Origin of the sequence: Sphingomonas floccifaciens (genome assembly GCF_042681125.1) — a bacterium.
In the GTDB taxonomy this organism is placed as follows: domain Bacteria; phylum Pseudomonadota; class Alphaproteobacteria; order Sphingomonadales; family Sphingomonadaceae; genus Sphingomonas; species Sphingomonas floccifaciens.
On the sequence record NZ_JBHUFC010000003.1, the window covers coordinates 622,353 to 634,425 of the forward strand.

The 12,073-nt window shown below is 65.1% G+C and carries 9 protein-coding genes; 7 read left to right on the forward strand and 2 right to left on the reverse strand.

What is annotated here, in order from left to right:
• Positions 1-75 precede the first annotated feature (75 nt).
• The 3 genes from ACFSC3_RS10020 to ACFSC3_RS10030 all read left to right on the forward strand — a co-directional run bounded on the left by ACFSC3_RS10020 (position 76) and on the right by ACFSC3_RS10030 (position 2,607).
• Positions 76-1,134: a serine hydrolase domain-containing protein gene (locus ACFSC3_RS10020; RefSeq protein WP_380940263.1), complete on the forward strand. Its 1,059-nt coding sequence runs from the start codon at positions 76-78 to the stop codon at positions 1,132-1,134.
• Between the two features lie 113 nt (positions 1,135-1,247).
• Entirely contained in the window at positions 1,248-1,859 is a 612-nt protein-coding gene (locus ACFSC3_RS10025) for a TetR/AcrR family transcriptional regulator (protein WP_380940264.1), read from the forward strand.
• A gap of 334 nt (positions 1,860-2,193) precedes the next feature.
• Positions 2,194-2,607, forward strand: coding sequence for a hypothetical protein (locus ACFSC3_RS10030; RefSeq protein WP_380940265.1), 414 nt, complete (start codon positions 2,194-2,196; stop codon positions 2,605-2,607).
• 181 nt (positions 2,608-2,788) lie between these two features.
• Here the strand turns inward: ACFSC3_RS10030 and ACFSC3_RS10035 are convergent, their stop codons facing one another.
• Positions 2,789-4,027, reverse strand: coding sequence for a hypothetical protein (locus ACFSC3_RS10035; protein WP_380940266.1), 1,239 nt, complete (start codon positions 4,025-4,027; stop codon positions 2,789-2,791).
• A gap of 18 nt (positions 4,028-4,045) precedes the next feature.
• On the reverse strand, positions 4,046-5,587 hold the full coding sequence (locus tag ACFSC3_RS10040; protein ID WP_380940267.1) for a M14 family metallopeptidase: 1,542 nt from the start codon (positions 5,585-5,587) through the stop codon (positions 4,046-4,048).
• A 227-nt stretch (positions 5,588-5,814) separates the two neighbouring features.
• Here ACFSC3_RS10040 and ACFSC3_RS10045 point away from each other — a divergent pair, with 227 nt between their 5' ends.
• From ACFSC3_RS10045 to ACFSC3_RS10060, 4 genes are all read left to right on the forward strand, one after another.
• Complete coding sequence (locus tag ACFSC3_RS10045; RefSeq protein ID WP_380940268.1) at positions 5,815-6,393, forward strand: RNA polymerase sigma factor; 579 nt, start codon at positions 5,815-5,817, stop codon at positions 6,391-6,393.
• Positions 6,383-7,354 carry a FecR family protein gene (locus tag ACFSC3_RS10050; protein WP_380940269.1) on the forward strand — a complete coding sequence of 324 codons (972 nt, stop codon included), beginning with the start codon at positions 6,383-6,385 and terminating at the stop codon, positions 7,352-7,354. The genes ACFSC3_RS10045 and ACFSC3_RS10050 overlap by 11 nt, the downstream gene beginning before the upstream one ends.
• 79 nt (positions 7,355-7,433) lie before the next feature.
• Positions 7,434-10,778 (forward strand): TonB-dependent receptor domain-containing protein, encoded by a 3,345-nt coding sequence (locus ACFSC3_RS10055; RefSeq protein WP_380940270.1) that lies wholly within the window; start codon positions 7,434-7,436, stop codon positions 10,776-10,778.
• 511 nt (positions 10,779-11,289) lie between these two features.
• The gene (locus ACFSC3_RS10060) at positions 11,290-12,018 is read left to right on the forward strand and encodes a response regulator transcription factor (RefSeq protein WP_380940271.1); all 729 of its coding nucleotides are present in this window, start codon (positions 11,290-11,292) and stop codon (positions 12,016-12,018) included.
• Positions 12,019-12,073 lie beyond the last annotated feature (55 nt).

Genomic DNA, 12,073 nt, shown 5'->3' on the forward strand with positions numbered 1-12,073 from the left:
AGGCATAGGGGTCGAAGTTCGGGATTTTGAAACGGCGAAAGCCTGATAGAGTCGAGCATCGGGAGGGGACCCTTGATGATCGATCGACGCAGTTTTCTGGTGAGTTCAGCCGCGGTGGCCGTCGGTTCGGCCGCGTCGGCGCGAGGGATCGGCGGGGGCAAGGCCGATGCGATCGCCGGCATCGCGCTTCCGGCCGGTTTCAACGGCATCATCGCCTATGCGCGGAACGGTCGGATCGAGCATGTCCGATCCGCCGGTTTCGCCGATGTCGAGGAACGGCAGCCGTTTTCGGCCGCGACCGCCATCCGGTGGGGCTCGGCGTCGAAATGGCTGACCAGCGTTGCCGCGCTCCGGCTGGTGGAGATGGGCCGACTGCGTCTGGATGCGTCGATCGCGACCTATCTGCCGCAATTCCGGGCCGACACCGGCAATCGCGTGCTGGTGCACCATCTGCTGTCGAACACGAGCGGTATCCCCGATCTGCTTAGCCGCCAGCTTGCTTCCGAGCCGGACCTGCGCACGTCCACCGCAGCGACGGCGGACATCGTGGCGCGCTTCGGGGGCGGCGACTTGGCCTTCCAGCCGGGAGACGGGTGGGATTATGCGGCGCTCAACTGGGCGATCGTCGCGCAAATTCTGGAGCGAGTCTCCGGAGAGGCGTTTCCAGCTGTCATGCGACGACTGGTGCTGCGACCCCTGGCCATGTCCGGCGCCGGCTTCGTTCAGTCCGATCAGCGGATGGTTCCGAATCTGGCAGCCGCCTATGGCGCTGTCGCGCCGCCGGTGCGCAAGATGGCGACGGTCCCCGCGTTTCTGGCAGCGTCGGGCAATGTCGCCGGGACGGTGGGGGACGCCGTTCGCGCCGCGCACGGCATCTTTCACGGCCCGCTGCTGAAACCGGCATCGCGAACGGAGCTGGCGAAAGTGCGATGGCCGGCACAGGAATATGTTCTAGGCGGACGGATCCATCCGGTCGTGGGTGAGCCATGGGCGTGGGAAACCGGAAAGGTGCAGGCGTATCGCACACACATCGCGCACCGGCTCGCAAGGAGCGAAACGATCGTCGTGTTCAATACGACCGATATGGAGCAGTCGCAGATCGGAAGCTGGGTTGAAACGATCGCGCGGGCATAGCCGCGACAGGGCAGCGCAAATCCCGATCGCGAGGTTCTCACGGTGCTCTCAAGCGGCGACCTGACCGGCTAACCCCTTGCTTCTGTAGTGGTCAGGATTAAATACCGGTCGTTATGGAAGTTGATGCAGCACCCGCCGTCAAAGGGCGTCCGCGCGAATTCTGCACCGATCGTGCGCTCGCGGCGGCCCTGGGCGTCTTCTGGTCCAAGGGCTATGAAGGGGCGTCGATGGCCGACCTGACCGAGGCGATGGGGATTTCCAAACCCAGCCTCTATGCGGCGTTCGGCAACAAGGAGGCGCTGTTTCACAAGGCGCTCGACCTCTACGAAGCGGAGAAGCTCCACTACACGCGCGCGGCGCTCGAACAGCCGACCGCGCGGGCAGTCGCCGAATATTTCATGCGCGGCGCGATCGATGCGCAGATGAGCAATTGCGATCCGAAGGGGTGCCTGGGCGTCATCAGCGCGACCGCCTGCGGGGCGGAAGCCGCGTCGATCAAGGCCGATGTGATCGAGCGTCGCGCGTCGTCGCAGGCGGCGCTCGTCGAACGCTTCGAACGGGCCAAGCGGGACGGGGACCTGCCCGATCACGTCGATGTCGCCGGGCTGACCAGCTACCTCTACGCGATCCTGCAGGGCATGGCGGTCCAGGCCGGATCGGGCGCGACGCGGGCCGATCTCGAACGCGTGGTCGAGACCAGCCTGCTGATGTGGCCGGGGCGATAAAATAATTTACCGCACGGTATAGAAAGTCGTTGACGACCCGATCGTCCGTTAATATACCAGTCAGTATAGAAGAGGGTGTCGCCTTGGCACCTCGGCCTTCGCGAGGATGCCGCTATGCTCGAACCTGATTTTACCTTGGTACTCGCCCCGTAAACCGGCGGGTCCGCGGACCAGAGTATCCAATATCGAATTGGTGAGATCGTCTCGCGCCCGACCCTGCGTCGCCGGTGTCGATGATCTGCGCCCCAGCACCAGCGTCACGCCCCGTTCGGGGCGCGGCGGACGCCTTGTCGCGTCTGCCGACTGTGTGCCCAACAGCAAGGGAGGACATGTTATGGCCTATGTCGATTTCTCGGGCGATCCCGTACTCGCCGCCTATTGCGGGGCCGGTGGCCCGGACGCCGCGGCGGCGGAACCGGCCGCGCTCAGCGCCCTCGAATGGTCGGTCGTCGCGCTCGCGCAGCGGGACCGGCTATCGTCGCTCGACCAGCCGGGGCGGCTCGCGCTCGCCCTCGGCAAGGTCTTCGGCACGCCCAGGCGCAGCCCGCATCTCGCCGACCCGCGGCTGGAGGCGCTGCGGCGCATGGCGGTCTTGAGCTGGCATCGCGGCTTCGCCGTTCCCGCGCATGAGGTGAAGGCGTTCTTCCGGGCCGGCTTCTCGGGCGATCAGTATGAACTGATGCTCGCCAGCATCGGTGCCGCCCGGTCGCGGATGGGCGCAAGCCGCTTGCACAAGTCCCCCAACTGACGTCAGCGATTTTAGAGCGAGGTTCACTCTCGTTCGCCCTGAGCGAAGTCGAAGGGCATGAGACCCATGTGCTTCGACTTCGCTTAGCACGAACGGCGGACCAAAGCTGACCGAAACGGCGCGTAAGCTCGAACGGACGCCGTTCGCGACAGCAGATCGCCCGTCGAGGTTTCCGCCGCGACTATCGGCTCGCCGCGATCGCCGGGCCGTAGAGCAGGCCGTTGAACAGCAGCTTGAACGTCGCATAGGGTTGCGCCCGTTGCGTGACTTCGGGTCCCATCGCGAACAGCTTGCCGCGGCCGAGATCGATGTCCACCACCGCGATCGTGCCTTGCAGCTTCTCCTGCCCGACGGCCCACCCGCTGCGCAGCGGCTTCGCGCTGTCGAACCACGCCACCCGGTTGCCCGCGCCGCCGTCGAGGCGGAAGGGCTGGCTCTCGTCGAAGAACAGGTCGACTTTGGGCGTCATTCCATAGGCAAGCGGCTGGCGCGGATCGACGCTCGCCTGGACGATCGCGCCAGGGATGTAGAAGTCCGTCTTGGCGAGCGTCGTCAGCGTGCCGTCGGCCTTCTTCGTCACCAGCGCGGGTTGCAGTTGTGGCGCGAGCAGCGTCGCCAGACGGTTGGCGTTGCCGACTGTCAGCACGGTGCCGCCGCCTTCCGCAAAGGCCCGGATCGCCGGCACAGTGGTCCCCGTCGTCACCTCGCCCAGCCAGTCGCGATAGGACGTGGGGATGTCGGCCGGCTTGGGCATGTCGGACCGGCCGCCGCCGGGATAGCCGCCGCCGCGGACCAGCGGCATCGTGCCGTCAGCGAACAGCAGCACATCATATTTGGCGTTCAGCCCGCCCGCATCGAGTTCCTTTGGATAGACGACGGTGAACGGAAATTCGAACTGTTCGAGGATCCACCGGGTCCAGCCCGCCTGCATGTTGCCGCCGTAGCGGTCGACCAGGCCGATACGCACCGGCTTGAGCGGTATCGACCCTGCGCCGGGGGTTTTGCCGGTGGCATAGGCATCGATGCCTAGCTCGGCGACGCTACGGGTCAGGATCGCGCGCGCTGCGGGGCTTACGGGCACGAAGATCGCGCCGGGCGCCAGCGTCCGTCCGGCAATAGTCGTCTCCGCCTTCAGCCACTGCACGGGCACACCGGCCTTCAGCAGGCGGTTGGTCAGGATGAAGCCGTTGTTGGTCTCATGTCCGACCAGCCAGCCGGCGTCGCCCGATCCGACGATCCGCCCCGGCGGCGGCGTGAGCAAGTCGGGCACGTGCTCGGTCGGGGCATCGAAGCCGTCGAGGACGCGGTCGAAGCCGATCCCCATCTGATAGGCGAGCGTATAGCCGGTGATGTCGTACGGCGCCTTGGGCGGGCCGCCGGGATATTCGGTGTCGTGCGGATGATCCTGCGGCTCGAACATGTCGACGACGTGCGGGCGTTAGGCCTGCGCGGTGCGCACGACATAGGACCCGGCCGGATAGGATTTGCCGCCGACGGTGAAGGCGCGGGTCGCACGATCGACGTCGACGCCGTTCTTGATCAGCGTATTGAGGAACGCGATCGTCGTCGGCAGGTCGCGCTGCTCGGCCGACAGGATATAGCCGCGCGGGTCGCGCTTCGCCGGATCCTGCAGCACGGTCTTGTACAGATCGGGTGCGACCCGGCCCGAACGCGCGCCTGAATCGCCCTCGTCGGCCTTGCGCGCCCTGTTCGCGTCCTTCAGCGCGTCGATCATCGTCGGCGTCGTCGTCCAGCTGTCGCGATTGCCGCGCGCGATCGACTGGTTGCCCATCCGCCAGATGTTGAGCAGCAGCCGTTCGCGGTTGCGCGCGGCATAGTCCATCACCGCCCGGTTGAGCGACCATTGATATTCCAAGCTGTCGCGCAGGTGCCATTCGCGCGGGGCCACCGGCAGCGGCTCGTCGCCGCGTGCCAGCTGGGTGTCGGCGATCAGCGGAATCTTCTGCGGGGCGGGGCCGCCGATGATCTCGGTCAGCAGGCCGATTGAATTGTGGAAATAGGCGACCGAGCGGACCATGCCGTTGTGCCAGGTCGAATAGGGGGCGACCGAGCGCATGCCCGATCCGGCCTTTTCCTCGGCGATCAGACGGCTGTGCATCGCCGCGCCGACCTCGGCGAGCTGGCTCATCACGATCGGATTGTAGTTGTAGTTGAACGGGTCGCGGAACGGCGGCACGAAGACGACCATGCCCGCCGGGCCGGTCTGATGCTGGTTGTAGACGATCTGCGGATACCATTGGCGGAACAGCACGCGGTTGATCGCGGTCGTCTCCGGCATCTGGCTCATGAAGCTGTCGCGGTTGTTATCGTGGCCGACATATTTCTGGTACAGCCGCGGGATCGTCCGGAACTCGCGCGCCTTCGGGTCGGCGTTGCGCATATACCAGTCGGCGACGAGCTGATGCCCATCCGGATTGTCGTGCGCGAACAGGACGATCGTGTCGTCTAGGATGCGCATCGTCTCGGCATCGGTGCCGGTCAGCATGCGGTACAGCACGTGGATCTGACTCTGCGCCGTCACCGTTTCGGTCGCGTGAAGGCCGGCGTCGATCCACACCACCGCCTTGCCCTCGGCGGCGAGCGTCTTCGCTTCTGCTTCCGACACGCCACCGGCCTTGGCGAGGCGCTGCGCGATCGTGCGGTATCGGTCGAGGTTGGCAAGGTTCGCGGGCGACGAGACGATCGCCATCCACATCGGTCGTCCCTCGGCCGATTTACCGATCTCGACCAGCTTGATCCGATCCGATGTTGCCGCGAGTTTTTGCAGATAGGCGGCATAGGCGTCGTAGTTCGCGAGGTAATAGTCGCTCCCCGGCTCGGTCGGGAACGCCTGCGACGGTGCCGGGATGCGAGCCATCGCGCCGGTGGCGGGCGGGCTGATGACCTGCGCCGCGGCGGGGGTCAGCATCACGGCCAGTGCAAGCAGGCCGGTGCCGAACAGGTTCAGCGGCTTGGTCATGATGATACTCCCCCTTCGATGCTCATTCGGTTTAGACGCAGGAGGCGCGTCCGACTGTAGCGTCGATGTCGATTTTATTTGAGCCGGGTATCGGTGCGGGCGCAACCGTCCTTCGGACGCGTCGATGTTTTCTGCGTGCCCCGATTATTCCGACGCGGCGACCACCAGTTTTTTTCGCGTCGCTCGTCTCACCCGATATAGGCCTTGCCGAAGGGGGAAGCGGGGGCATGATGGTCGACGACGAAAGCCTGGAGGCGTGGTTCTGCCGGGAGGTGCTGCCGCTGGAGCGATCGCTGACCGCCTTCATCCGTCGCAACTGGCGGGTACCGGCCGAGGTCGCGGACCTTGTACAGGATGTCTATGAGCGGGTGTTGAGCGGTGCCTCGCGGGGACTGCCGATCCATGTGTCGGCCTATGTCTACGCGATCGCGCGCAACCACCTGATCAGTCGGGCGCGGCGAGATCAGGTCGTCTGCCTCGACCTCGTCGCCGATCTCGAAGGGGTCGAGGCGAATGTGGATGAACTGACGCCCGAACGCTTCGCCTCGGCCCGCGCGGAACTGCGTCGGTTGCAGGCCGGACTGGAAGGACTGCCACCCCGGTGCCGCGAGATCGTCGAGCTTCGGAAGGTCAAGGGGCTGTCGTCGAAGGATGTGGCTGCCCGATTGGGTATCGGCATCGATGCCGTGGATCAGCAGACCAGCAAGGGCATGCGGGCGCTGACCGACTTCCTGTTCGGCGGGGAAGGCCAGGACATTCGCATCGAACGCCAGCGCAGCAAGATGAGAGGCCGTCATGGCGCATGAGGACATCGCCGCTCGCGCGGCAGATTTCGTGATCCGGCGGGAAGCGCCGGACTGGAGCGACGCGGATCAGGCCGAGTTGCAGGCGTGGCTCGACGCGTCCTTCGCGCACAAGGCGGCCTATTGGCGCCTGTCGCGCGGATGGAAGACGGCGGACCGCCTTGCTGCGCTCGCCCATCAGCCGGAGATGCGACGTTCGCCGCGGTGGGCAATCCCGATGGCTCGACTGAAGATCGCGGCGGGCATCGCTGCCCTGCTCGCGGTTGGAAGCATCGGCTTCTGGGCGCACGAGCCGCTTGGCGAGGAACGTGCGGCGATCGCCTATGCCACGCGGGTCGGCGGGCGCGACGCCATCGGCCTGGCCGACGGGAGCCGCGTCGAGCTGAACACCGCGACACGGCTGCGCTCGACCGCGGCCAAGACGAACCGGCAGGTCTGGCTCGACCAGGGCGAGGCCTTCTTCAAGGTGGTGCACGACCCCGCGCACCCCTTCGTGGTCCACGCCGGGGACTATCGCGTGACCGTGCTCGGCACGAGTTTCGCGGTCCAGCGCCAGGGTGAGGCGGTGACGGTGTCCGTCGTCGAGGGACGCGTGCGGGTCGATCGGTCGAATGGCGAACGGATCCAAATCGGCCGTCCGGCACCGTCGCTGGTATCGGGGCAGCGGGCGATCCTCAGCGGTGCGGACATGGTCGTGACCGACAGCGACGCGAGCCGTGTCGAACGCGCGCTCGCGTGGCGCGACGGCATGTTGAGCTTCGACGGGGCGGCACTCGGCGACGTCGTGGCCGACTTCAACCGGTATAACGACCGCAAAATCGTGGTCGCCGATCCTGATGTCGCAGCGATCCGTCTGACGGGCACGTTTCGGTCCGCGAACCAGGTCGGATTTTTGCGATTGTTGCGTGAGGCTTATGGACTGCGTGTCGAAATTGCCGAGAGGGACGTAAAAATATCGGGCTGACGACATACAGATTATTAATCCGTGTTTGTCTCACCGGTTAAGAGCGAGCGAACGTGCCGCTCCCAACCGGGGGGTTGCAATGATGAAGATGTGGATGGCTGCGGCCATGTGTGGCGTGTCGACGCTGGCGATCGTGTCGCCTGCCCAAGCTCAGGCACAGCGGGTCCGCTACGATATCCCGGCCGGCGATCTGAAGGCTGCGCTCGACGCCTATGTCCGCCGGTCGGGCCAGGAAATCATGTTCAAGCCCGACGAAGTCCGCGGCGTGCGGTCGAAGGGCGCGCGCGGGATGCTGTCGAACCAGGCCGCGCTGGCAGCGATCCTGGCCCGGACCGGTTTCGTGGTGCAGCGCGATCCCAGCGGCTCGGTCGCGGTCGTCAGGGCAGGCGCGCGCCGCAAGGATAGCAAGTCCACCGCCGCGAATGATCGCGCCCCCGCCCCCGCCCCCGCCGCCGAACAGCCGCAGGAGGTCGTGGTCGTCGGCAGCCGGATCGCCGGCACGCGCCTGAACGAGGCGCTGCCCGTCACCGTGATCGATCAGGCCGACCTGGATGCCATCGGCGCGGTCGACGGCGACGACGTCTATCGCGCCATCGCCCAGATGGGGGACGTCGGCTTCAACGAGGCGGATTCGGACAATGGCGGCATCAACAACGCCCGCGGCGACGTGGCGTCCATCGACCTCCGCTCGATCGGCACCGGCAACACGCTCGTCCTGCTGAACGGCCGTCGCCTGGTGCCGCACCCCGGTACGCAGGTCGAGAGCTTCGTGCCGGTGCAGACGGTCAACACCAATGCCATCCCCGTCTTCGGCCTGCGTCGGGTCGAGGTGCTGGCCGATGGCGCCGCCGCGCTCTACGGCACCGATGCTGTCGCCGGCGTCGTCAACAACGTGCTACGCGATAACTTTAGAGGCTTTACGGCGCAGATCGCGACGGGCCAAACCGATGGCGGGATGTCGGAATATTCGGCCGACTTCCAGATCGGCAAGACCTTCAACGGCGGCAAGACCAACATCTCGGTCATGGGCAGCTATCTGACCCGCGATCCCTTGTTCATCTACGAACGCGACTATGCGACGGTGGCGGGGCGCGTGGCGCGGTTCAACGGGCGGGCGCAAGGGCTGGACTATGGCAGCTACAGCACCCTCACGGCGTGGGCGGAAGGGGTCCGCCTGAATCCGACGACCTATCGGCCGGCCGGCTCGACGACCCGCATCAACGGCCAGACGCTGACATCGACCGCGGGTACGTTCCATATCCAGCCCAGCACGAATCCGGGATGCCTGGCCAACGGCTTCATCGCGGGGACCTGCTTCGACAATTCAATTCTTTCCACCACGGGCGAGGATAGGAATCTTCGCTACGATATCGACACGATGCGCACAATCTCGTCGTCGGTCGACCGGGTGAACCTGTTCACCTTCATCAATCATGATTTCGGGAACGGTATCGAATTCTTCGGTGAGCTCGGCTATTATTGGGGCAAGACCTGGTCGCAGCGTCAGCAGGATACCCCGCTCGACATGCAGCGCGTGCTGATGTCGCCGACCGCCTACTGGAATCCGCTGGGGGCGGTGGGCGTCACGGCGCGGTTGCCGGGTCTGACGACCGGCACCGGAACCACGGCCTTCCCGAGTTCGGGTGCGGCGGTTCAGGTCCAAGATTTCCGCTTCTCCGACCTGGGCTATCGCGCCATCGACGTGCAGAATGTGACCACCCGTTTCCTGGGTGGGCTGCGCGGGCAGTGGCGCGGTTTCGCCTGGGAAAGCGCGCTGCTGTACAGCAAGGCGTCGACCGACGACACGATGGACGGGATCAGCATGACCGCGCTCCAGTCCGCGATCAACCTGACCACGCCGGTCGCCTATAATCCCTTTGTCGGCGGCGACCTGAACAGCCCGAAGGACGGCGCCGTCGGCCTGAACGATCCGGCGACGATCGAACCCATGATGGTGAAGGTCTATCGCAAGGCCGAGACCCAGCTGATGCTGTGGGACTTCAAGCTGTCGCGGGGGGATCTTCTTGCCGTGCCGGCGGGCGACATCGGCATCGCCGCTGGTCTGGAAGCGCGCCGGGAAACCTATTCGGAGGATCGCGATCCGCGTCTGGACGGGACCATAACCTTCACCGATCTGGCTGGGCAGGTTTCCCAGAGCGACGTCATGGGCGTGTCCTACACGCCGGACAGCAAGGGCGCGCGCAACGTCTATTCGGGATTCCTCGAACTTGCCGTGCCCGTGGTGTCGCCGGACATGGACGTGCCGTTCATTCGCTCGATCGATGTGCAGCTGGCCGGGCGAGTCGAGAATTACTCGCTGTTCGGCTGGGTCGGCGCGCCCAAGGCTGCGATGGCCTATCGTCCGAACCGCTGGCTGATGTTCCGCGGATCCTGGTCGCAAGGGTTCCGCGCGCCCAACCTGCTGCAACTACACCAGCCGGATTTCGAGCGCTCGAATTCGCGCCGCGACTATGCCGCCTGCGCGGTTCAGCTCAAGATCAACGCGATCTCGTCGCTGTTTAGCGACAATGCCTATTGCGACGCCCAGGATCGGATCGAAAGCCGGTCCGGCAACAAGAACCTTCAGGCGGAAAATTCCGAAAATCTGAGCTTCGGCGCCGTGCTGGAACCCAAGCTCTGGTCCCGGAAATATGGTGAGCTGACGCTGACGGTCGACTATTGGAAGATCCACCAGAAGAATCTGGTCGGTATCTTCGGCGGTACGAACCAGCTGATCATGGATTATTATCTGCGCCAGATCGGCAGCTCCAATCCCAACATCGTCCGTGCGGCGCCGGATGATCAGCAGATCGCGGATGCCGCGGCGGCCGGGCTGGCGCCGGTCGGTACGCTTTTGTCGATCACCGACGAATATATGAACCTGCAGCCGCGCAAATCGGCGGGTCTGGATTTCCGGCTGTTCTACAATGTCCGCAATACGCCGCTTGGCAACTGGCGCCTGAGCGTCAACGCCAGCCAGAAATTGAAGCTTTATCAACAGGCCAGCGATCAGCACAAGATTCTGCTCGACGCTTTGGCCGCCGGCACGATCTCCGGCGTGGTCGTCGGCGGTGTCGAAAACCTCATCCGGCGCAACGGCCGGCCCGAATGGCGGGTTTCCGCGTCGCTCACCTGGAGCAGGAAGCGTTGGACCGCCGGCTGGTTCACCAGCTACGTCTCCGACTTCTACGACACCAGCGCGACCTATACGGGCACGACCGACCCCTGGATCGTCGACGACTGGATGACGCACAACGTCTTCGTCCAGTATCAGTTGCCGCGCAATGGCCCTCGCCTGCGGATCGGCGCACGCAACGTCTTCAACGTCGATCCGCCGCTGGCCGATGATCGTTTCGGCTTTGTCGGCAGTGTACACTCCAACCGCGGCCGCTGGTGGTACGCCAGCCTGCGCACGTCTTTCTAAACCGCGCACGGGCGGCGTTCGAGCGCCGCCCGTCGTTCAGCGACGTGCTTCGGCGCGTTCTGCATTAAATCGATTAAATTCACCCGGGTCCAGACCGGTGCGGGCAAGTTTCGCACCATGGCTGACTAGGGCCGGTTTCGATCAGCTATAATCCACCGTTCATGCTGAGCGAAGTCGAAGCACATGGTGGCAGGCTGCCCTTCGACTTCGCTCAGGGCGAACGGGGTGGGCAAAGCTGATCGCTTAAGGCCCTGGATCGGTCGGAAACCGCTCTAGCAACACGGGATCGCGCGAAAGCTGTCGCGCGCCTGACGACCGCGTTCACCAAAATCTAACTGTGCATATCATAGGTAGACGGTGCTCCCGGCCCGATACAGCCCCTTCGATACGCGGGGGTCGGGAGCCCGTCACGATGACAAAGCAATCGTAACGGTTCAGTTCCGATCGGCGCGTATGTTGGGAATTTGTATCCTTCAACGCGGTCGGGCGTGTAGCGTAGGAGTGCCGTGTCATGTCGGAGTCGGGACACCAGACCCTCACACAGACGCCGCTCGAATCGGCTGCCAAGCCGCGCATTCTGCTGATCCAGGATGATGCGGACTTCACCGACACGCTGGTCGAATGCCTGGTCCATGCCGGATACGAGGTCATCGCGATCGCCGATGCCGAGAGCGGACTGGCGCTGAGTCTGGCGTCCGGGTTCGAGGCGCTGATCGTCGACGCTACGCTTCCGGGTATCAATGCGCCGGACCTGCTCGGACGCTTGCGGCTGGCGGGGGCTGGCATGCCGATCCTGATGTTGACCGGTCCCGGCGGGGCGCAGGACAGGGTCGACGCACTGGATGCGGGGGCCGACGACTGCCTGACGCGCCCGATCGATTGCGCCGAAGTGCTTGCCCGCTTGCGCGCGATCTCACGCCGTCTGGCGCGCGGAGATGCGGCGACGCGATTGATCGCGGGACCGATCACGATCGACCTGTTGACCCGCAAGGTCCATCGCGACGGCACGACCGTCCTGCTCCAGCCGCGCGAGTTCCGGTTGCTGGAGGAACTGGTCCGACATGCCGGCGCCTTCGTCCCGCGCGCGACCCTGCTGGACCGCGTCTGGCACATGCAGTTCGATCCGGGCACCAAGATCGTCGAGACGCACATGAGCCGCATTCGGGCAAAGCTGAACGCGCACGGGCCCGACATCATCGAAACCGTCCGGGGCCAGGGCTACCGCATCCGCGTCGACTGACGGCGCGTCGTCATTAGCGCACGCTGGCGCACCGGGCGATTGATGGCGCGGTCGG

Coding starts and splice junctions, on each gene's coding strand:
- ACFSC3_RS10020 (WP_380940263.1), top strand. CDS start 76: ATGATCGATCGACGCAGTTTTCTGGTGAGTTCAGCCGCGGTGGCCGTC.
- ACFSC3_RS10025 (WP_380940264.1), top strand. CDS start 1,248: ATGGAAGTTGATGCAGCACCCGCCGTCAAAGGGCGTCCGCGCGAATTC.
- ACFSC3_RS10030 (WP_380940265.1), top strand. CDS start 2,194: ATGGCCTATGTCGATTTCTCGGGCGATCCCGTACTCGCCGCCTATTGC.
- ACFSC3_RS10035 (WP_380940266.1), bottom strand. CDS start 4,027: ATGTTCGAGCCGCAGGATCATCCGCACGACACCGAATATCCCGGCGGC.
- ACFSC3_RS10040 (WP_380940267.1), bottom strand. CDS start 5,587: ATGACCAAGCCGCTGAACCTGTTCGGCACCGGCCTGCTTGCACTGGCC.
- ACFSC3_RS10045 (WP_380940268.1), top strand. CDS start 5,815: ATGATGGTCGACGACGAAAGCCTGGAGGCGTGGTTCTGCCGGGAGGTG.
- ACFSC3_RS10050 (WP_380940269.1), top strand. CDS start 6,383: ATGGCGCATGAGGACATCGCCGCTCGCGCGGCAGATTTCGTGATCCGG.
- ACFSC3_RS10055 (WP_380940270.1), top strand. CDS start 7,434: ATGATGAAGATGTGGATGGCTGCGGCCATGTGTGGCGTGTCGACGCTG.
- ACFSC3_RS10060 (WP_380940271.1), top strand. CDS start 11,290: ATGTCGGAGTCGGGACACCAGACCCTCACACAGACGCCGCTCGAATCG.